The organism is Enterobacter cloacae complex sp. 385G4 (assembly GCF_057320665.1).
In genome coordinates this window covers 1-19,834 of the sequence record NZ_JBXWDD010000013.1, presented here as the reverse complement: position 1 = coordinate 19,834, position 19,834 = coordinate 1, and the positions used below count along the sequence as shown (strand labels likewise).

Annotated in this window: 19 protein-coding genes; 15 read left to right on the top strand and 4 right to left on the bottom strand. The window is 55.9% G+C overall.

Going from position 1 to position 19,834, the window contains the following annotated elements:
* Positions 1 to 38 precede the first annotated feature (38 nt).
* Entirely contained in the window at positions 39 to 845 is an 807-nt protein-coding gene (locus AC2FAJ_RS21375) for a dienelactone hydrolase family protein (RefSeq protein WP_333112696.1), read from the bottom strand.
* A 255-nt stretch (positions 846 to 1,100) separates the two neighbouring features.
* Here AC2FAJ_RS21375 and udp point away from each other — a divergent pair, with 255 nt between their 5' ends.
* From udp to tatD, 9 genes are all read left to right on the top strand, one after another.
* The gene (gene udp / locus AC2FAJ_RS21370) at positions 1,101 to 1,862 is read left to right on the top strand and encodes a uridine phosphorylase (RefSeq protein WP_003860792.1); all 762 of its coding nucleotides are present in this window, start codon (positions 1,101 to 1,103) and stop codon (positions 1,860 to 1,862) included.
* Positions 1,863 to 2,001: 139 nt separating this feature from the next.
* The gene (gene rmuC, locus AC2FAJ_RS21365) at positions 2,002 to 3,459 is read left to right on the top strand and encodes a DNA recombination protein RmuC (protein ID WP_485454503.1); all 1,458 of its coding nucleotides are present in this window, start codon (positions 2,002 to 2,004) and stop codon (positions 3,457 to 3,459) included.
* Between the two features lie 66 nt (positions 3,460 to 3,525).
* Positions 3,526 to 4,281: a bifunctional demethylmenaquinone methyltransferase/2-methoxy-6-polyprenyl-1,4-benzoquinol methylase UbiE gene (gene ubiE, locus AC2FAJ_RS21360; RefSeq protein ID WP_028014779.1), complete on the top strand. Its 756-nt coding sequence runs from the start codon at positions 3,526 to 3,528 to the stop codon at positions 4,279 to 4,281.
* Positions 4,282 to 4,294: 13 nt separating this feature from the next.
* Positions 4,295 to 4,900 carry a ubiquinone biosynthesis protein UbiJ gene (ubiJ, locus tag AC2FAJ_RS21355; RefSeq protein ID WP_485454502.1) on the top strand — a complete coding sequence of 202 codons (606 nt, stop codon included), beginning with the start codon at positions 4,295 to 4,297 and terminating at the stop codon, positions 4,898 to 4,900.
* The gene (gene ubiB, locus AC2FAJ_RS21350; protein ID WP_028014777.1) at positions 4,897 to 6,537 is read left to right on the top strand and encodes a ubiquinone biosynthesis regulatory protein kinase UbiB; all 1,641 of its coding nucleotides are present in this window, start codon (positions 4,897 to 4,899) and stop codon (positions 6,535 to 6,537) included. The genes ubiJ and ubiB overlap by 4 nt, the downstream gene beginning before the upstream one ends.
* 76 nt (positions 6,538 to 6,613) lie before the next feature.
* Positions 6,614 to 6,868: a Sec-independent protein translocase subunit TatA gene (tatA, locus tag AC2FAJ_RS21345; protein ID WP_013099238.1), complete on the top strand. Its 255-nt coding sequence runs from the start codon at positions 6,614 to 6,616 to the stop codon at positions 6,866 to 6,868.
* A 3-nt stretch (positions 6,869 to 6,871) separates the two neighbouring features.
* Positions 6,872 to 7,414: a Sec-independent protein translocase protein TatB gene (gene tatB, locus AC2FAJ_RS21340; RefSeq protein ID WP_222567817.1), complete on the top strand. Its 543-nt coding sequence runs from the start codon at positions 6,872 to 6,874 to the stop codon at positions 7,412 to 7,414.
* A gap of 2 nt (positions 7,415 to 7,416) precedes the next feature.
* Positions 7,417 to 8,187: a Sec-independent protein translocase subunit TatC gene (gene tatC / locus AC2FAJ_RS21335; protein WP_028014775.1), complete on the top strand. Its 771-nt coding sequence runs from the start codon at positions 7,417 to 7,419 to the stop codon at positions 8,185 to 8,187.
* 41 nt (positions 8,188 to 8,228) lie between these two features.
* The gene (gene tatD / locus AC2FAJ_RS21330) at positions 8,229 to 9,011 is read left to right on the top strand and encodes a 3'-5' ssDNA/RNA exonuclease TatD (protein WP_485454501.1); all 783 of its coding nucleotides are present in this window, start codon (positions 8,229 to 8,231) and stop codon (positions 9,009 to 9,011) included.
* Here tatD and rfaH read toward each other — a convergent pair.
* Positions 9,008 to 9,499 carry a transcription/translation regulatory transformer protein RfaH gene (gene rfaH, locus AC2FAJ_RS21325; protein ID WP_020882871.1) on the bottom strand — a complete coding sequence of 164 codons (492 nt, stop codon included), beginning with the start codon at positions 9,497 to 9,499 and terminating at the stop codon, positions 9,008 to 9,010. The genes tatD and rfaH overlap by 4 nt on opposite strands.
* A 170-nt stretch (positions 9,500 to 9,669) precedes the next feature.
* Here rfaH and ubiD point away from each other — a divergent pair, with 170 nt between their 5' ends.
* The gene (gene ubiD, locus AC2FAJ_RS21320) at positions 9,670 to 11,163 is read left to right on the top strand and encodes a 4-hydroxy-3-polyprenylbenzoate decarboxylase (RefSeq protein ID WP_485454500.1); all 1,494 of its coding nucleotides are present in this window, start codon (positions 9,670 to 9,672) and stop codon (positions 11,161 to 11,163) included.
* A gap of 42 nt (positions 11,164 to 11,205) precedes the next feature.
* Positions 11,206 to 11,907, top strand: coding sequence for an NAD(P)H-flavin reductase (gene fre / locus AC2FAJ_RS21315; RefSeq protein WP_163333788.1), 702 nt, complete (start codon positions 11,206 to 11,208; stop codon positions 11,905 to 11,907).
* Positions 11,908 to 12,089: 182 nt separating this feature from the next.
* On the opposite strand, the gene fadA is transcribed toward fre, so the two are convergent.
* A complete protein-coding gene (gene fadA, locus AC2FAJ_RS21310) occupies positions 12,090 to 13,253 on the bottom strand; it encodes an acetyl-CoA C-acyltransferase FadA (protein ID WP_008501515.1) in 1,164 nt (387 codons plus the stop codon).
* A gap of 9 nt (positions 13,254 to 13,262) precedes the next feature.
* On the bottom strand, positions 13,263 to 15,452 hold the full coding sequence (fadB, locus tag AC2FAJ_RS21305; RefSeq protein WP_045260977.1) for a fatty acid oxidation complex subunit alpha FadB: 2,190 nt from the start codon (positions 15,450 to 15,452) through the stop codon (positions 13,263 to 13,265).
* A 190-nt stretch (positions 15,453 to 15,642) separates the two neighbouring features.
* Between fadB and pepQ the strand changes: the two genes are divergently transcribed.
* Genes pepQ through hemG form a run of 4 tightly spaced genes read left to right on the top strand, consistent with a single transcriptional unit; the run spans position 15,643 to position 19,636 of the window.
* On the top strand, positions 15,643 to 16,974 hold the full coding sequence (gene pepQ, locus AC2FAJ_RS21300) for a Xaa-Pro dipeptidase (RefSeq protein WP_028014769.1): 1,332 nt from the start codon (positions 15,643 to 15,645) through the stop codon (positions 16,972 to 16,974).
* On the top strand, positions 16,974 to 17,588 hold the full coding sequence (locus AC2FAJ_RS21295; RefSeq protein ID WP_485454499.1) for an IMPACT family protein: 615 nt from the start codon (positions 16,974 to 16,976) through the stop codon (positions 17,586 to 17,588). Before pepQ ends, AC2FAJ_RS21295 begins: the two co-directional genes overlap by 1 nt.
* Positions 17,589 to 17,628: 40 nt before the next feature.
* Complete coding sequence (trkH, locus tag AC2FAJ_RS21290) at positions 17,629 to 19,080, top strand: Trk system potassium transporter TrkH (protein ID WP_013099227.1); 1,452 nt, start codon at positions 17,629 to 17,631, stop codon at positions 19,078 to 19,080.
* 10 nt (positions 19,081 to 19,090) lie between these two features.
* Positions 19,091 to 19,636, top strand: coding sequence for a menaquinone-dependent protoporphyrinogen IX dehydrogenase (gene hemG / locus AC2FAJ_RS21285; RefSeq protein ID WP_028014767.1), 546 nt, complete (start codon positions 19,091 to 19,093; stop codon positions 19,634 to 19,636).
* Positions 19,637 to 19,834 lie beyond the last annotated feature (198 nt).

The following is a 19,834-nucleotide window of genomic DNA, read 5'->3' as shown; positions in this document are numbered from 1 at the left end:
CGCAGGCCCGGTAAGGCGCAGTCGCCACCGGGCTTTTTTTATGCTTTCTTCCCACCGTACTGGCTAAACCATGCCAGCATTCTCTGCCAGCCATCTTTCGCGGATTCCGCGTGATAGCTCGGACGATAATCGGCATTAAACGCGTGTCCGGCATCGGGATACACCACGATTTCGGCCTTCGCGTTCGCCGCCCGCAGCGCGTGGCGCATCGTCTCGACGGTATCAAGCGGAATGCCGGTATCCTGGCCACCATATAGCCCTAACACCGGGGCATTGAGATCGGTAGCGATATCAACCGGATGCTTCGGTGAGTTCAGCGTCTTTTCGCCCACCAGTTTGCCGTACCAGGCAACGGCGGCTTTAAGCTGCGGGTTATGCGCGGCATACAGCCAACTGATGCGTCCGCCCCAGCAGAAACCGGTGACCAGCAGACGATGGGGATCGCCCCCGTTGCGCGCCGCCCAACTGGCGACGTGGTCGAGATCGGCCAGCACCTGCGCATCCGGGACTTTGCTGACCAGGTTGCTGAGCAAGGTGGGAATATCGCTGTAATCGTTCGGATCGCCCTGACGGAAGTAGAGCTCTGGCGCAACGGCCAGATAGCCTTCCAGCGCCAGCCGGCGGCAGAGGTCGCGAATGTGTTCGTGAACGCCGAAAATTTCCTGGACCACGATCACAATGGGCAGCGGACCTTCTGCCGATTTTGGTCGGGCGTGGTAAGCAGGCATATTCTCTCCCTGCGAGGGAATAGAGGTCTCGCCCGCCGTAATGGCCTCTTCTGAGGTTGAGACGACGGTTGAAGCATGCGGAGCCGCAGCAGGTGCAAATCCGGTTTTTTCAGTCATGGCATTCTCCGTACCAATGAGTTAGCGCAAAGGTAAATATAGACACCAGGTTAACAACTCACAGTGCCTTAAACGGTCTATCTTTTGTGCAGCACCCGACGATATAACTTGTTAATGTGATGTGAATCACTTTTTGATGGAAATTCAATGCAATCATTTTCATTCATGGTGAGATGCGTCACGAAATTATGCTTACCGCTTCTGTAAAGTACCGTTTTACTTCTTCTGACTAACCGACCCACAGAGGAGTCACCTATGTCTAAGTCTGATGTTTTTCATCTCGGCCTCACTAAAAACGATTTACAAGGGGCTACGCTCGCTATCGTCCCTGGCGACCCAGAGCGTGTGGAAAAGATCGCCGCGCTGATGGATAAGCCGGTCAAGCTGGCTGCCCATCGTGAATTCACCACCTGGCGCGCAGAGCTGGATGGCAAAGCGGTGATTGTGTGCTCTACCGGTATCGGTGGCCCGTCTACCTCTATCGCCGTGGAAGAGCTGGCGCAGCTGGGCATTCGTACTTTCCTGCGTATCGGCACCACCGGCGCGATTCAGCCGCACATTAACGTGGGCGACGTGCTGGTGACGACCGCTTCCGTGCGTCTGGACGGCGCAAGCCTGCACTTTGCACCGATGGAATTCCCGGCAGTGGCTGACTTCGAGTGCACCACCGCGCTGGTTGAAGCGGCGAAATCCGTGGGCGCAACCACTCACGTGGGCGTAACTGCCTCTTCTGATACCTTCTATCCGGGCCAGGAGCGTTACGACACCTTCTCAGGCCGCGTGGTGAGCCGCTTCAAAGGCTCAATGGAAGAGTGGCAGTCTATGGGCGTGATGAACTACGAGATGGAATCCGCAACGCTGCTGACCATGTGCGCAAGCCAGGGTCTGCGTGCCGGTATGGTGGCGGGCGTTATCGTCAACCGTACCCAGCAGGAGATCCCGAACGCCGAAACCATGAAGCAGACAGAAAGTCACGCGGTGAAAATCGTGGTTGAAGCGGCTCGCCGCCTGATCTAGTTCTCCTCTCTGAGATAAAAGGCCGACGCGTTCGGCCTTTATTTTTTGCGTAGCGCCTCGCAGGAAAACCCTTTCAAACTGGACGTTTATACAGCACAATCTTATTTTGTGCGGGTAATACGTTGATGCAGGGGGCATTGTGGATATATCAATCCTGATTTATGCGGTAATTGCGCTGGCGGGCGTGGCGATAGGCTGGCTGATATCCAGCTATCAGCATGTACAGCAGAAGGCCGAGCAGTTGGCTGAACGCGAAGAGATCGTCGCCGATTTAAGCGCCGCAAAACAGCAGCTTGCCCTAAGCGACCACTGGCGCGACGAGTGTGAACTGCTCAATAACGAACTGCGTAACCTGCGTGATATCAACACCTCGCTGGAGGCCGATCTCCGCGAAGTGACTACCCGCCTTGAATCCACCCAGCTGCATGCCGAAGACAAAATCCGCCAGATGATCAACAGCGAGCAGCGCCTCAGCGAGCAGTTCGAGAACCTCGCCAACCGCATTTTCGAGCACAGCAACCGCCGCGTTGATGAGCAAAATCGCCAGAGCCTGAACAGCCTGCTGACGCCGCTGCGCGAACAGCTGGACGGCTTTCGCCGTCAGGTACAGGACAGCTTTGGTCAGGAAGCCCGCGAACGCCACACGCTGGCGCATGAGATCCGCAATCTTCAACAGCTGAATGCCCAGATGGCGCAGGAAGCGGTCAACCTGACGCGGGCGCTGAAAGGCGATAACAAAACCCAGGGTAACTGGGGGGAAGTGGTGCTCACCCGCGTGCTGGAGGCCTCTGGCCTGCGGGAAGGGTATGAATACGAAACGCAGGTGAGTATCGAAAACGATGCCCGCTCGCGAATGCAGCCAGATGTGATTGTGCGTCTGCCGCAGGGCAAAGATGTGGTCATTGACGCCAAAATGACGCTGGTGGCCTATGAGCGTTACTTCAACGCTGAAGATGACTATACGCGCGAATCGGCGCTGCAGGAGCACATTGCCTCCGTGCGTAACCATATTCGCCTGCTGGGCAGAAAAGATTATCAGCAACTGCCGGGGCTGCGCTCGCTGGACTACGTGCTGATGTTTATCCCGGTCGAACCCGCGTTTTTGCTGGCGCTCGACAGACAGCCCGAACTGATCACCGAAGCGCTGAAAAATAACATTATGCTGGTCAGCCCCACCACGCTGCTGGTGGCTTTACGCACCATTGCGAACCTGTGGCGCTATGAGCACCAGAGCCGTAACGCCCAGCAGATTGCCGATCGCGCCAGCAAGCTGTACGACAAAATGCGCCTCTTCGTGGACGACATGTCCTCCGTCGGGCAAAGCCTGGATCGTGCGCAGGATAACTACCGCCAGGCGATGAAAAAGCTCTCCTCCGGGCGTAGCAACCTGCTTGCGCAGGCTGAAGCATTCCGCAGCCTGGGAGTGGAGGTTAAACGCGAGATTAATCCGGAATTGGTCGAACAGGCGACAGCCCAGGACGAAGAGTTCCGACTGCGTGAGGGCGGGGATGAACAAAATTCACCCAGCCAGGACAACGATTTAGCGCCGGATTTATCGCCAGACGAGCAGCCAGCGCGTTTCTTTCGCGGTGGTTGAATCGTAGGGCAATTGCGCCCAATCTGTTACACTTCACGAACATTTGACTGATTAGCAGGCTCTGAAATGGTTGACGATTCACAAGACACGACGCACTTTGGCTTTCAGACTGTAGCCAAAGCGCAGAAAGCTGACATGGTGGCCCACGTATTTCATTCCGTGGCGGCGAAGTACGATGTGATGAATGACTTGATGTCGTTCGGCATTCATCGCTTGTGGAAGCGCTTCACCATCGACTGCAGCGGTGTGCGTCGTGGACAAACGGTTCTCGATCTGGCTGGCGGTACGGGCGATCTGACGGCGAAATTCTCCCGTCTGGTGGGCGAAACCGGTCGCGTTGTACTGGCTGATATTAATGACTCCATGCTTAAAATGGGACGCGAAAAGCTGCGTAACATCGGCGTGGTGGGTAACGTGGAATACGTACAGGCCAACGCCGAAGCGCTGCCCTTCCCGGACAATACTTTTGACTGCATCACGATTTCCTTCGGTCTGCGTAACGTCACTGATAAAGAAAAAGCGCTGCGTTCCATGTACCGCGTGTTGAAGCCGGGTGGACGCCTGCTGGTGCTCGAGTTCTCTAAACCAATTATCGACCCGCTGAGCAAAGCCTACGACGCCTATTCCTTCCACGTGCTGCCGCGTATTGGCGAACTGGTGGCAAACGACGCGGAAAGCTATCGCTATCTGGCGGAATCAATTCGCATGCATCCGGATCAGGACACCTTAAAAGCCATGATGCAGGATGCGGAATTTGAGAACGTTGAGTACTTCAACATGACGGCGGGTGTCGTCGCGCTGCATCGCGGTTACAAATTCTGAGTGGAGGTGTCCCGTGCCCTTTAAACCCTTAGTCACCGCAGGCATCGAGAATGTGCTGAATGCCTTCCTGTATCGCGCTCCGGCGCTGAAAGCCGCACGTCAGCGGCTTAACGGGAAGGTACTGCGCATTGTGTTAAAAGAGTTCTCGACGCCGCTCGTGCTGGTTTTCAGCGAACGTCAGCTTGACGTTCTGGGTGAGTGGGAAGGTGAAGCTGATTGCTCGGTCATTACCCATATGAGCGTGCTGCCAAAACTGCGCGATCGCCAGCAATTAACGGCGCTTATCCGCAGCGGTGAGCTGGAAGTGGAAGGCGACATCCAGGTCGTGCAGAACTTCGTTGCGCTCAGCGATCTGGCTGAGTTTGACCCGGCAGAGCTGCTGGCGCCTTTTATTGGCGACATCGCCGCTGAAGGGATCGGGAAAGTTATTCATAGCGGCACTGCGTTCCTGCGCAAAAATCTGCAACGCCAACAGCGTTATGCCGCAGAAGTACTGACCGAGGAGTGGCGCATGGCGCCCGGGCCGCTGGAAGTTGCGTGGTTCGCAGAAGAGACGGCCGCGGTTGAACGTGCGGTTGATGCCCTAAGCAAACGGCTGGAAAAACTGGAGGGCAAATGACGCCTGGTGAAATTCGGCGCCTCTATTTTATCATCCACACCTTTTTGAGTTACGGGCTCGACGAGCTCATCCCCAAAATGCGTATCACGCTGCCGCTCAGGATCTGGCGGCGGACGCTGTTCTGGATGCCAAATCGCCATAAAGGCCAGCCGCTGGGTGAACGCCTGCGTCTGGCGCTGCAGGAGCTCGGCCCGGTATGGATTAAGTTCGGACAAATGCTCTCAACTCGCCGCGATCTCTTCCCGCCGCACATTGCCGATGAACTGGCGATGCTGCAGGACCGTGTCGCCCCGTTTGACGGGGTGAGAGCGAAGAAACAGATCGAGGAGGCGATGGGTAACCTTCCCGTTGAAACCTGGTTTGACGATTTCGAAATAGAACCGCTGGCGTCGGCTTCTATCGCTCAGGTGCACACTGCGCGTCTGAAAGAGAACGGCAAAGAGGTGGTGATCAAGGTGATCCGCCCGGATATCCTGCCGATTATCAAAGCCGACATGAAGCTAATTTATCGTCTGGCGCGTTGGGTTCCGCGTCTGCTGCCGGACGGCCGTCGACTGCGCCCGATGGAAGTGGTGCGGGAATATGAAAAAACGCTGATTGATGAGCTTAATCTGCTGCGTGAATCGGCAAACGCCATTCAGCTGCGCCGCAATTTTGAAAACAGCCCGATGCTCTACGTGCCTGAAGTCTATTCTGACTATTGCAGCCAGAACATGATGGTCATGGAGCGCATCTACGGTATTCCGGTTTCGGATGTGGTGGCCCTGGAGAAGCAGGGAACGAACATGAAGCTGCTGGCCGAACGTGGCGTGCAGGTCTTCTTTACTCAGGTATTCCGCGACAGTTTTTTCCATGCGGACATGCATCCGGGCAATATCTTCGTGAGCTATGAGCATCCTGAGGATCCGAAATACATCGGTATCGACTGCGGAATTGTGGGCTCGCTGAATAAAGAAGATAAACGTTATCTGGCTGAGAACTTCATCGCCTTCTTCAACCGCGACTACCGTAAGGTGGCCGAGCTGCATGTGGATTCCGGCTGGGTTCCGCCAGACACCAACGTCGAAGAGTTCGAGTTTGCTATCCGTACCGTTTGCGAACCGATTTTTGAAAAACCGCTGGCAGAGATCTCTTTTGGACACGTGCTGTTAAACCTGTTCAATACGGCCCGCCGCTTTAATATGGAAGTTCAGCCACAGTTAGTTTTACTTCAGAAAACATTACTTTACGTTGAGGGTGTAGGTCGACAACTCTATCCTCAGTTAGACTTGTGGAAGACGGCTAAACCTTTCCTGGAATCCTGGATTAAGGATCAGGTTGGCCTTCCAGCGCTGGTGCGTTCGCTGAAAGAGAAAGGCCCGTTCTGGATCGAAAAAATGCCTGAAATTCCTGAACTGGTTTACGACAGTTTGCGTCAGAGCAAGAATCTTCAGCACAGCATGGATAAAATCGCCCGCGAGCTTCAGTCCAGCCGTGTGCGCCAGGGACAGTCACGCTACCTCTTTGGCATTGGCGCAACGCTGCTGCTGAGCGGTACGTTGCTGCTGATCAACCGTCCTGACTGGCAGATGATGCCCGCCTGGCTGATGGCTGGCGGGGTTGTTGTCTGGCTTGCAGGATGGAGAAAAACGCGCTGAGTTTGCATCGCCATCGACAGGTCGCATACGTATAATGCGACCTGACCAATTAATCATCTATCCCTGAGGAATATGTATGGGTGGTATCAGTATCTGGCAATTAGTCATTATTGCCGTCATCGTTGTGCTGCTGTTTGGCACCAAAAAGCTCGGTTCTATTGGTTCCGATCTGGGCGCGTCTATCAAAGGCTTCAAGAAAGCAATGAGCGATGATGAGAGCAAGCAGGATAAAACCAGCCAGGACGCTGACTTTACTGCTAAATCCATCTCCGATAAGCAAGAAGATGCCAAAAAGGAAGACGCTAAACGCCACGATAAAGAGCAGGTGTAAGTCGTGTTCGACATTGGTTTTAGTGAGCTGCTGCTGGTCTTTGTGATTGGTCTGATCGTGCTGGGGCCGCAGCGTCTGCCGGTAGCGGTGAAAACCGTCGTGGGCTGGGTTCGAGCGCTAAGATCGCTGGCTTCGACCGTTCAGAACGAGCTGGCGCAGGAACTTAAGCTGCAGGAGTTTCAGGAAAGCCTGAAAAAGGTTGAGAAGGCGAGCATGGATAACCTGACGCCGGAACTGAAAGCCTCAATGGATGAGCTGCGCGAAGCGGCGGAATCCATGAAGCGCTCTTACAGCGTTAACGATCCTGAAAAAGCGAGCGATGAAGCGAACACTATTCATAACCCGGTGGTGAAGGACAGCGAAGCGCAGCGTGAGGGCGTGACGCCAGCGAGTGCGGAGCACCAGGCCGCAGCGCCTGAACAAACGCCGCAGGAAACTGAACTGAAAAAACAGGCGCCGCCGGAAGAACCGGTGGTAAAAGCGGCTGAAGCGAAACCCGCCGCGCCCGTTTCCGAATCATCCCCCTCGTCGAGTGATAAAGCGTAACCATGGCAGTAGATGATACTCAACCGCTTATTACGCACCTGATTGAGCTGCGTAAGCGCCTGTTAAACTGCATTATTGCGGTATTCCTCATATTCCTGTGCCTGGTCTATTTCGCCAACGATATTTATCAGGTGGTTTCTGCGCCGCTGATCAAGCAGATGCCGCTGGGGGCAACGATGATTGCAACAGACGTTGCATCACCGTTTTTCACCCCGATTAAGCTCACCTTCTGGGTGTCGTTGATTGCGTCTGCACCCGTCATCCTTTATCAGGTATGGGCATTTGTGGCGCCAGCACTGTACAGGCACGAACGTAAACTGGTGATCCCGCTGCTGGTCTCCAGTTCGCTGCTGTTCTATATCGGCATGGCGTTTGCCTACTTCGTTGTCTTCCCGCTGGCCTTTGGCTTCCTGACGCATACCGCGCCGGAAGGGGTTCAGGTATCGACGGATATCGCCAGCTACCTCAGCTTTGTGATGGCGCTGTTTATGGCGTTCGGTGTGGCGTTTGAAGTGCCGGTGGCCATTGTGCTGCTCTGCTGGGTTGGGGTAACCACCCCTGATGACCTGCGTAAGAAGCGTCCCTATATTCTGGTGGGCGCCTTCGTAGTCGGCATGCTGCTGACGCCGCCGGACGTCTTCTCACAAACGCTGCTGGCAATACCGATGTACTGCCTGTTTGAGGTTGGCGTATTCTTCTCGCGTTTCTACGTGGGAAAAGGACGCCGGTCGGACGATGAAGACGATGCGTCCGAAAAGACCACTGAAGAGTAAAACCAGCCGCCCGTCAGGGCGGTTGTTCTATGGGGAATCGCATGTTTGATATCGGACTCAACCTGACCAGCTCGCAGTTTGCGAAAGATCGTGACGAGGTGGTTGCGCGTGCTTTTGAGGCTGGCGTAAAAGGGCTGCTCCTGACCGGGACCAACCTGCATGAGAGCGAGCAGGCGCTGCTGTTGGCGCAACGCTATCAACACTGCTGGTCAACCGCCGGCGTCCACCCTCATGACAGCAGCCAGTGGACGGCTGAGAGCGCAGAAACCCTGCGCACGCTGGCAAAAACGGCAGAGGTGGTGGCTATTGGCGAGTGCGGGCTCGATTTTAACCGCAACTTCTCCAAGCCTGAAGAACAGGAAAAGGCGTTCACTGCCCAGCTTGCGCTGGCGGCAGAGCTTAAAATGCCCGTCTTTATGCATTGTCGCGATGCGCATGAACGTTTTCTCGCACTGCTGAACCCGTGGCTGGATAAACTGCCCGGCGCAGTGCTCCACTGCTTCACCGGGTCTCGCCAGGAAGCGCTGGATTGCCTGAACCGCGGTTTGTATCTGGGGATCACCGGTTGGGTGTGTGATGAGCGCCGCGGGCTTGAGCTTCGCGAGCTGCTGCCGATAATCCCGGCAGACCGTTTGCTTCTTGAAACCGATGCGCCATACCTGCTGCCGCGAGATATGAAGCCCAAACCGGCATCGCGGCGAAACGAGCCCGCCTTGCTGGGGCACATTGTTGAGCGCGTAGCGCACTGGCGCGGAGAGGATCCGCACTGGCTTTCCGCGCAGACGGATGACAACGTGCGTCGCCTGTTCGGGATAAACGTTTAAACTTTGCGGAAGTCGGTGTTTTTCACGCTCTGCAGCACCTGCTTGTTCAGCAGATTGAGCAACAGCATGGAGCGCGCTTCACCGTCCGGCTCGGCGAAAATCGCCTGCAGGCCTTCGAATGCGCCTTCGGTAATGACGACGCTATCACCCGCGTAAGGGGTTTCCGGGTCGGTGATCCCTTCAGGCTGTTGATAAACAGACAGCTGATGAATGACGGTCGACGGAACGGTTGCCGGGTGGGCACCAAAACGAACGAAGTGGCTGACGCCGCGCGTTGCGCTGATGGTAGTGGTGTGGATCACCTCAGGGTCGAACTCCACGAACAGATAGTTCGGGAATAAAGGCTCACTGACGGTTGTGCGCTTCCCGCGCTGCATTTTTTCAAGCGTGATCACGGGTGTCAGACAATTTACAGACTGACGTTCAAGATGTTCCTGCGCGCGCTGAAGTTGCCCGCGTTTGCAATACAGTAAATACCAGGCCTGCATAATCACTCTTTCCCTTAGTTCGGGGCGCAAGCATATCAAAACCCTGGAGGGATCGCTAAGTTGATTATAATGGGGGAAATTCGAACACAGCGGATAAGTTCACGCTAATTTAACAAAATTACAGCATCAAGCAGGCTTACGCCGTATAATGAAGCGCTTACAGAGAGGCCATGACTAACTGCATGAAATACCACGATCTCCGCGACTTCCTGACGCTGCTGGAAAAGCAGGGTGAACTGAAACGCATTACACTTCCTGTTGATCCTTATCTGGAAATGACAGAAATTGCTGACCGCACCCTGCGTGCCGGTGGCCCTGCATTACTGTTTGAAAATCCAAAAGGTTACTCTATGCCGGTGCTGTGCAACCTGTTTGGCACCCCGCGTCGTGTCGCGCTGGGAATGGGGCAAGAAGACGTTACCGCGCTGCGTGAAGTGGGGAAACTGCTGGCATTTCTGAAAGAGCCTGAGCCACCGAAAGGTTTCCGCGATCTGTTCGATAAGCTGCCGCAGTTTAAGCAGGTGTTGAACATGCCCACCAAACGCCTGCGCGGCGCGCCGTGTCAGCAGAAAGTGCTGGAAGGCGATGCGGTGGATCTCACCAAAATCCCTATCATGCAGTGCTGGCCTGAAGATGCTGCGCCGCTGATCACCTGGGGCCTCACCGTGACGCGCGGACCGCATAAAGAGCGGCAAAACCTCGGTATTTATCGCCAGCAGCTGATTGGCAAGAATAAGCTCATCATGCGCTGGCTGTCGCACCGCGGCGGCGCGCTGGATTTCCAGGAGTGGTGTGCTGCACATCCGGGTGAACGGTTGCCGGTGTCTGTCGCGTTAGGTGCCGATCCGGCCACCATTCTGGGGGCGGTCACGCCCGTACCGGATACGCTCTCTGAATATGCGTTTGCTGGCCTGTTGCGCGGGACTAAAACCGAGGTCGTGAAGTGTATCTCCAACGATCTCGAAGTGCCGGCCAGCGCCGAAATTGTGCTGGAAGGTTACATTGAGCAGGGTGAAATGGCGCCAGAAGGCCCATACGGCGACCACACCGGCTATTACAACGAAGTGGATAACTTCCCGGTGTTTACCGTCACGCATGTTACTCAGCGTGAAGATGCGATTTATCACTCCACCTATACTGGCCGCCCACCGGATGAACCGGCGGTGCTCGGCGTGGCGCTGAACGAAGTATTTGTGCCGATCCTGCAAAAGCAGTTCCCGGAAATCGTTGATTTTTATCTGCCGCCTGAAGGATGCTCGTATCGCATGGCGGTGGTCACGATGAAGAAGCAGTATCCCGGACATGCTAAACGCGTGATGATGGGCGTATGGTCTTTCCTGCGCCAGTTTATGTATACCAAATTTGTTATTGTCTGCGATGATGACGTTAACGCCCGTGACTGGAACGACGTTATCTGGGCGATAACCACGCGAATGGATCCTGCGCGTGATACGGTGTTAGTCGAAAATACGCCGATAGATTATCTGGATTTTGCCTCGCCGGTTTCCGGTCTTGGCTCAAAGATGGGACTGGATGCCACAAATAAATGGCCTGGCGAAACCGACCGTGAATGGGGTCGCCCGATCAAAAAAGATCCTGCTGTGACCGCGCGAATTGACGCGATCTGGGACGAACTGGCCATAATGAATAACGGTAAACCCTGAGCTGACCGTTAAGCCCTATAGACTTCCCGACAGAGAGAGCGAATGACAACCTTAAGCTGTAAAGTGACGTCGGTAGATGCTATTACCGACACCGTATATCGCGTCCGTTTGGTTCCTGAAGCGGCATTCTCATTCCGTGCCGGCCAGTACCTGATGGTGGTGATGGATGAGCGTGATAAGCGTCCTTTCTCTATGGCCTCTACGCCAGCAGAGCAGGAATTTATTGAGCTGCATATTGGTGCGTCTGAGCTTAACCTGTACGCGATGGCCGTGATGGACCGCATCCTGAAAGAGCGTGAGATTGTGGTCGACATTCCTCACGGCGACGCGTGGTTGCGTGATGACGAAAACCGTCCGCTGATTCTGATCGCGGGCGGTACGGGCTTCTCCTATGTGCGCTCTATTCTGTTGACCGCGTTGGCGCGTAATCCAGACCGTGACATCACCATCTACTGGGGCGGCCGCGAAGAGAAGCACCTGTACGACCTGTCTGAACTGGAAGCGCTGAGCGTTAACCATCCTAACCTGCGCATTGAGCCAGTGGTCGAGCAGCCGGAAGAGGGCTGGCGTGGACGTAGCGGGACGGTGCTGACGGCGGTACTGCAGGATCACGGCACGCTGGCGGGACATGATATCTACATTGCAGGCCGTTTCGAGATGGCGAAAATTGCCCGCGACCTGTTCTGTAACGAACGCGATGCGCGTGAAGATCGCCTGTTTGGCGATGCGTTTGCCTTCATTTAAATAAAAAACCCGCCCCTGACAGGCGGGAAGAACGGCAACTAAACTGTCTCTCTTCGCCAATGACGCCATAACTGCGTTGGCTGCGCTCGTTCACCCGAATCACTTACTAATGTAAGCTCATCGGGATTCGCTCGCTTGCCGCCTTGTTCTGACGTCATTGGCTTTGAGATACTTTTCCTTACTTACACTCTCTCAAACACCGTCGCGATACCCTGACCCAGGCCGATACACATCGTTGCCAGACCAAACTGGGCATCTTTGCGTTCCATCAGGTTAATCAGCGTCGTGCTGATACGCGCCCCGGAACAGCCCAGCGGGTGACCGAGGGCGATCGCGCCGCCGTTGAGGTTAATCTTCTCGTCGATCTGCTCCATCAGCCCCAGATCTTTAATGCACGGCAGGATCTGCGCGGCAAACGCTTCGTTCATCTCGAACAGATCGATATCGCTGGCAGTTAAGCCCGCTTTTTTCAGCGCCAGCTTCGAGGCCGGAACCGGGCCGTAACCCATGATTGAAGGATCGCAGCCCACCACCGCCATCGAACGCACGCGAGCGCGTGGCGTCAGGCCTAATTCACGGGCACGGCTTTCGCTCATCACCAGCATCGCGGCGGCACCGTCGGATAGCGCCGACGACGTCCCTGCCGTTACCGTACCGGTGACCGGATCAAATGCCGGACGCAGGGTAGAAAGCGCTTCGACCGTCGTTTCCGGACGAATGACTTCGTCGTAGCTAAACTGCTTCAGTACGCCGTCTGCATCGTGGCCCCCGGTCGGGATGATCTCATTCTTGAAGGCACCGGACTGCGTGGCGGCCCAGGCGCGGGCGTGAGAGCGCGCGGCAAAAGCATCCTGCATTTCACGACTGATGCCGTGCAGGCGGGAGAGCATCTCAGCGGTAAGGCCCATCATGCCTGCGGCTTTCGCCACGTTGCGGCTCATGCCCGGATGGAAATCGACCCCGTGGCTCATCGGCACATGGCCCATGTGTTCAACGCCGCCGACCAGACAGGCCTGCGCATCGCCGGTCATGATCATGCGCGCCGCGTCGTGCAGGGCCTGCATCGACGAACCGCACAGGCGGTTGACGGTGACCGCCGGAACCGAATGCGGGATCTCCGCCAGCAGCGACGCGTTGCGGGCGATGTTGAAGCCCTGCTCCAGCGTTTGCTGCACGCAGCCCCAGTAGATATCGTCGAGCGCTGCTGGGTCCAGCGCCGGGTTACGCGCCAGCAGGCTACGCATCAGGTGCGCGGAGAGGTCTTCCGCGCGCACGTTACGGAACGCACCGCCTTTTGAACGGCCCATCGGGGTGCGAATCGCATCAACAATGACAACCTTTTCCATTGTGACTCCTTAAGCCGTTTTCAGCGCGCCAACCGGACGGGCTGGCTCAACTGCTGGATAGTAGGGTTCGTTATGGCGCGCTTTGTTACGCAGCCCTTCCGGCACTTCATAAAGCGGGCCGAGGTGCTGATACTGCTGCGCCATATCGAGATAGCGGGCGCTGCCGAGCGTATCCAGCCAGCGGAACGCGCCGCCGTGGAACGGAGGGAAGCCCAGGCCATATACCAACGCCATATCCGCTTCTGCCGGGCTGGCAATAATGCCTTCTTCCAGGCAACGGACCACTTCGTTGATCATCGGAATCATCATACGGGCAATAATTTCGTCGTCGGTGAAGTCGCGTTTCGGCTGGCATACGTCGGCCAGCAGGCCATCCACCGCCGCATCTTCTTCTTTCTTCGGTTTGCCTTTGCTGTCTTCTTTATAACGCCAGAAGCCCAGGCCGTTTTTCTGTCCGAAGCGGTTGGCGTCAAAGAGGGCGTCAATGGCATCGCGATAATCTTTCTGCATGCGCTGCGGGAAGCCCGCCGCCATGACGGCCTGCGCGTGGTGGGCGGTATCAATGCCGACGACGTCCAGCAGATACGCCGGGCCCATCGGCCAGCCGAACTGTTTTTCCATTACTTTGTCGATTTTGCGGAAGTCCGCGCCGTCGCGCAGCAGCTGGCTGAAGCCGGCGAAGTATGGGAACAGCACGCGGTTGACGAAGAAGCCTGGGCAGTCATTAACGACGATCGGCGTTTTACCCATCTTGCTTGCCCACGCCACGACTTTAGCGATGGTTTCGTCAGAGGTTTTTTCTCCACGGATCACTTCGACCAGTGGCATACGGTGTACCGGGTTGAAGAAGTGCATTCCGCAGAAGTTTTCCGGACGCTTCAGCACGCTCGCCAGTTCGCTGATGGGGATGGTGGAGGTGTTTGAGGCCAGGACGGCGTCCGGGCGAACCTTGTCTTCCGTTTCCGCCAGCACCGCTTTTTTGACTTTCGGGTTCTCAACGACCGCTTCAACCACCACGTCCACACGGTCGAAACCGCTGTATTCCAGCACAGGCTGGATGGTTGAGATCACGCCTGCGAGCTTCAGCCCGTCAATTTTTCCGCGCTCAAGCTGTTTATTCAGCAGCTTGGCGGCTTCGGTCATGCCCAGCGTCAGAGATTTCTCGTTGATGTCTTTCATCACTACCGGCACGCCTTTCCAGGCCGACTGGTAAGCGATGCCGCCGCCCATAATACCGGCGCCGAGTACCGCCGCGTGTTTTGGCGTCTCAACGTTTTTGGTCAGCTGTTTGGCTTTGCCCTTCACGAACTGATCGTTGAGGAAGATGCCAACCAGCGCGCGGGCTTCATTGGTGTGCGCCAGCGGAACAAAGCTCTGGTTTTCCAGCTTCAGGGCTTCGTCGCGGCCAAAGCGGGCTGCCGCTTCAATGGTTTTCACCGCCGTGATTGGCGCCGGGTAGTGTTTACCCGCCGTCTGCATCACCATGCCTTTGGCGATGGTGAAGCTCATGGTGGCTTCAATCTTGCTAAGCTTTAACGGCTCCAGCTTCGGCTGACGTTTGGCTTTCCAGTCCAAATCGCCGTTAATCGCCTGACGCAGAATGGCGAGTGCACCTTCAACCAGCTTCTCTGGTTTCACGACGCCGTCGACCAGACCGATTTTCTGCGCCTGTTCTGCACCCACGTCTTTACCGGCGGCAATGATTTCCAGGGCGCTGTCGGCGCCCAGCATGCGGGGCATACGCACGGAACCGCCAAAGCCCGGCATGATGCCCAGCTTGGTTTCCGGCAGGCCGATACGCAGGTCCGGGGTCGCCAGACGGTAGTCGGTCGCCAGCACGCACTCGCAGCCGCCGCCTAGCGCGTAGCCGTTCACGGCAGAGATCGTTGGAACAGGCAGATCTTCCAGACGATTAAAGACGCTGTTGGCAAAGTGCAGCCATTGGCTCAGCTGTTCTTCCGGAACCTGGAACAGCGAAAGGAATTCGGTGATATCGGCACCGACGATAAAGGCCGCTTTGTTAGAACGCAGCAGCAGCCCTTTTAATTCAGATTGCTTTTCAAGTACTTCCAGCGCCTGGCCAAGACTGGCCACCGTCGCGGTATCAAGCTTATTCACTGAGCCGGGGGCATCGAACACCAGTTCGGCAATGCCATCTTCCAGCCAGTTGAGGTACAGGGTGTCGCCTTTGTAAAGCATGTCAGTCTCCTGAATCCAGCAAGTGGATCTGGTCATACCAGATGAGACGGAGTGTGGAATTTATGTTAATAAAATGCAAATTACTCATTAAGAAATTGCTGCGTTGATCACGGTCGGTGGAAATCACGCAGCCGGAGTGAGGTGTGCTAAGATGCGATGACTTGAGGTCAAAAAAACGAAAGGAAGAATGATGGACTCACTGGCTTCGCTTTATAAAAATCATATCGTTACCCTACAGGAACGTACCCGCGATGTACTGGCCCGCTTCAAGCTGGATGCTCTTCTGATCCACTCCGGCGAGCTGATGAATACTTTTCTTGATGACCACGCCTATCCGTTTAAGGTTAACCCGCAGTTTAAAGCCTGGGTGCCGGTGACACAGGTTCCGAATTGCTGGCTGCTGGTGGACGGCGTGAACAAGCCGAAACTGTGGTTCTACCTGCCGGTTGATTACTGGCACAACGTCGAACCGCTGCCGACCTCTTTCTGGACCGAAGAAATTGAGGTGATCGCCCTGCCAAAAGCGGACGGCATTGGCAGCCAGCTGCCAGCGGCGCGCGGCAACATCGGCTACATTGGCCCTGTACCTGAACGTGCGCTCGGTCTGGATATTCCGGCTGACAAACTCAATCCGAAAGGCGTGCTGGATTACCTGCACTATTACCGCGCGTATAAAACCGACTATGAACTCTACTGCATGCGTGAAGCGCAAAAAACGGCGGTGAATGGCCACCGCGCCGCGCACGAAGCGTTCCAGTCAGGCATGAGCGAGTTCGATATCAACCTGGCCTACCTGACCGCAACCGGTCATCGTGACACCGACGTACCGTACAGCAACATCGTCGCGCTGAATGAGCATGCGTCTGTTCTCCACTACACCAAACTGGATCATCAGGTTCCGTCTGAGATGCGCAGCTTCCTGCTGGACGCAGGCGCAGAGTACAACGGCTATGCGGCCGATCTGACCCGCACCTGGGCGGCGAATGCGGACACCGATTTTGCGCAGCTTATTAAGGACGTAAACGACGAACAGCTGGCGTTGATTGGCACCATGAAGGCCGGAACCAGCTACGTGGATTACCACATCCAGTTCCATCAGCGCATTGCTAAACTGCTGCGTAAGCATCAGATTGTGAAAGACATGAGCGAAGAGGCGATGGTCGAAAACGACCTGACCGGACCATTCATGCCGCACGGTATCGGCCACCCGCTGGGCCTGCAGGTTCACGACGTTGCGGGCTTCATGCAGGATGATACCGGTACGCACCTGGCGGCACCGTCTAAATATCCTTACCTGCGCTGCACCCGTATTCTTGAGCCGCGCATGGTATTGACCATCGAGCCGGGGATCTACTTTATTGAATCCCTGCTGGCGCCGTGGCGTGAAGGGCAGTTCAGCAAGCACTTCAACTGGGAAAAAATCGACGCGCTGAAACCGTTTGGCGGCATTCGTATCGAAGATAACGTGGTGGTTCACGAGAACGGTATCGAGAATATGACGCGAGACCTGAAGCTGGCCTGATGGAAAGCTGGCTGATACCGGCTGAACCGGTCACCGTTGTTGAGGAAATCAAGAAAAGCCGCTTTATTACGCTGCTGGCGCACACCGATGGGGTGGAGGCGGCGAAGGCGTTTGTCGAGTCCGTTCGCGCGGAGCATCCTGATGCACGTCACCACTGCGTGGCGTGGGTGGCAGGACCGCCGGACGATTCGCAACAGCTGGGGTTTTCTGATGACGGTGAACCGGCTGGCACGGCCGGTAAACCTATGCTTTCGCAGCTGATGGGCAGCGGCGTGGGTGAAATTACCGCCGTGGTGGTGCGCTACTACGGCGGCATCCTGTTGGGCACGGGCGGGCTGGTTAAAGCGTATGGCGGTGGAGTGCAGCAGGCACTGAATATCCTGACGACCATCCGCAAAACGCCGCTCACCGAATATACTTTATTGTGCGATTACGCTCAGCTATCGGGCATTGAAACACTGCTCAAACAATTTAACGGCGTGATTGCGCACAGTGATTACCAGGCAATGGTGCAATTACGCGTGGCGCTTCCTCAGGCAGAACTGGCTGCTTTTTCAGCAAAACTGGCTGATTTCAGTCGCGGTTCGTTGCAATTGCTGCCGATTGAAGAATAATCCCCACCTCACTTTTTGAATACCAAAGGAAGCGGCAGAGATGCATTTTCGTGCCATAACCCGAATCGTTGGACTGCTGGTCATACTCTTTTCGGGGACGATGATTCTCCCTGGACTGGTGGCGCTTATCTACCGGGACGGCGCGGGGCGGGCTTTTACCCAGACCTTCTTTGTCGCGCTGGCGATCGGCTCGCTGCTGTGGTGGCCGAACCGTCGTCAGAAAGGTGAGCTGAAATCTCGCGAAGGCTTTCTGATTGTGGTCCTGTTCTGGACGGTGCTGGGAAGCGTCGGTTCGCTGCCCTTTATCTTCTCTGAACAGCCTAACCTCAGCATCACGGATGCCTTTTTTGAATCGTTTTCTGGTTTAACGACCACCGGTGCGACGACGCTGGTGGGGCTGGATTCGTTACCCCACGCTATTCTCTTTTATCGCCAGATGCTGCAGTGGTTCGGGGGGATGGGGATCATCGTCCTGGCGGTGGCCATCCTGCCGATTCTGGGCGTCGGGGGGATGCAGCTGTACAGGGCTGAAATGCCGGGGCCGCTGAAAGACAACAAGATGCGTCCGCGTATTGCCGAGACGGCGAAAACCCTGTGGTTGATTTATGTTTTGCTGACGGTAGCCTGCGCGCTGGCGCTGTGGTTTGCCGGGATGCCTGCCTTCGATGCTATCGGGCACAGCTTCGCGACGATTGCCATTGGCGGGTTCTCCACTCACGATGCCAGCGTGGGGTACTTCGACAGCCCAACGATTAACACCATCATTGCGATTTTCCTGCTGATTTCCGGCTGTAACTACGGCCTGCACTTTTCTTTACTGAGCGGACGTAGTCTGAAGGTGTACTGGCGCGATCCTGAGTTCCGCATGTTCATTGGCGTCCAGCTTACCCTGGTCGTCATCTGTACCCTGGTGCTGTGGTTCCATGATGTTTACAACTCGGCGCTGACCACGCTCAATCAGGCGTTTTTCCAGGTGGTGTCGATGGCGACGACCGCCGGGTTTACCACGGACAGCATCGCGCGCTGGCCGCTGTTCCTGCCGGTACTTCTGCTGTGCTCCGCGTTTATCGGCGGATGCGCCGGGTCGACGGGCGGTGGTTTGAAGGTGATTCGTATTCTGCTGCTGTTTAAGCAGGGGAACCGTGAGCTGAAGCGCCTGGTCCACCCGAATGCGGTCTACAGCATTAAGCTGGGGAACCGCGCGCTGCCGGAACGTATCCTCGAAGCGGTGTGGGGATTCTTCTCGGCGTATGCGCTGGTCTTTATCGTCAGCATGCTGGCTATCATCGCGACGGGAGTGGATGATTTCTCCGCCTTTGCGTCCGTCGTCGCAACACTGAACAACCTCGGGCCTGGGCTGGGGGTTGTGGCGGATAACTTTGCCAGCATGAACCCGGTTGCGAAATGGATCCTTATTGCCAATATGCTGTTTGGTCGTCTTGAGGTCTTTACGCTGCTGGTGCTGTTCACCCCAACATTCTGGCGCGAATAAGGAGCCGTTGATGAAAACACTGATTCTTTTCTCTACGCGAGACGGGCAAACGCGTGAGATTGCCGCGTATCTGGCGTCGGAATTAAAAGAGCTGGGCATTTACTCAGATGTGGTGAACCTGAATCGCGCGGAGGAGATTGCCTGGCAGGAGTACGATCGCGTGGTGATTGGCGCCTCCATTCGTTACGGACACTTCCATCCGGCGCTGGATCGCTTTGTGAAAAAGCATACGGCGGTACTCAACACATTGCCGGGCGCGTTTTACTCGGTCAATCTGGTTGCCCGTAAAGCTGAGAAGCGTACGCCGCAGACCAACAGCTACACGCGCAAGTTTTTGCTCGGCTCGCCGTGGCAGCCAGACCTGTGCGCCGTCTTTGCCGGTGCGCTGCGCTATCCTCGCTACCGCTGGTATGACCGCTTCATGATCCGCCTGATAATGAAGATGACGGGTGGCGAAACCGATACGCGTAAAGAAGTGGTTTATACCGACTGGTCGCAGGTGGCCAGTTTTGCGCGGGAAATTGCCCATTTAGCGGGCGATTCGCGACTTAAATAAGCGTTAAGTTTGAAAAGTGAGCGAACGAAAAGTTTTTTGTATTTTGTGCTTGTCACTTCAGAATAACTCCCTATAATGCGCCTCCACTGACACGGAACAACGGCACGCACGCCGCCGGGTCAGCAGAGAAAAGCGAAACAAACGCTTGACTCTGAAGCGGGAAAGCGTAATATGCACACCCCGCGCCGCAGCGAAAAC

Coding starts and splice junctions, on each gene's coding strand:
- AC2FAJ_RS21375 (WP_333112696.1), bottom strand. CDS start 845: ATGACTGAAAAAACCGGATTTGCACCTGCTGCGGCTCCGCATGCTTCA.
- udp (WP_003860792.1), top strand. CDS start 1,101: ATGTCTAAGTCTGATGTTTTTCATCTCGGCCTCACTAAAAACGATTTA.
- ubiE (WP_028014779.1), top strand. CDS start 3,526: ATGGTTGACGATTCACAAGACACGACGCACTTTGGCTTTCAGACTGTA.
- ubiB (WP_028014777.1), top strand. CDS start 4,897: ATGACGCCTGGTGAAATTCGGCGCCTCTATTTTATCATCCACACCTTT.
- tatA (WP_013099238.1), top strand. CDS start 6,614: ATGGGTGGTATCAGTATCTGGCAATTAGTCATTATTGCCGTCATCGTT.
- tatC (WP_028014775.1), top strand. CDS start 7,417: ATGGCAGTAGATGATACTCAACCGCTTATTACGCACCTGATTGAGCTG.
- tatD (WP_485454501.1), top strand. CDS start 8,229: ATGTTTGATATCGGACTCAACCTGACCAGCTCGCAGTTTGCGAAAGAT.
- rfaH (WP_020882871.1), bottom strand. CDS start 9,499: ATGCAGGCCTGGTATTTACTGTATTGCAAACGCGGGCAACTTCAGCGC.
- ubiD (WP_485454500.1), top strand. CDS start 9,670: ATGACTAACTGCATGAAATACCACGATCTCCGCGACTTCCTGACGCTG.
- fre (WP_163333788.1), top strand. CDS start 11,206: ATGACAACCTTAAGCTGTAAAGTGACGTCGGTAGATGCTATTACCGAC.
- fadA (WP_008501515.1), bottom strand. CDS start 13,253: ATGGAAAAGGTTGTCATTGTTGATGCGATTCGCACCCCGATGGGCCGT.
- fadB (WP_045260977.1), bottom strand. CDS start 15,452: ATGCTTTACAAAGGCGACACCCTGTACCTCAACTGGCTGGAAGATGGC.
- pepQ (WP_028014769.1), top strand. CDS start 15,643: ATGGACTCACTGGCTTCGCTTTATAAAAATCATATCGTTACCCTACAG.
- AC2FAJ_RS21295 (WP_485454499.1), top strand. CDS start 16,974: ATGGAAAGCTGGCTGATACCGGCTGAACCGGTCACCGTTGTTGAGGAA.
- trkH (WP_013099227.1), top strand. CDS start 17,629: ATGCATTTTCGTGCCATAACCCGAATCGTTGGACTGCTGGTCATACTC.
- hemG (WP_028014767.1), top strand. CDS start 19,091: ATGAAAACACTGATTCTTTTCTCTACGCGAGACGGGCAAACGCGTGAG.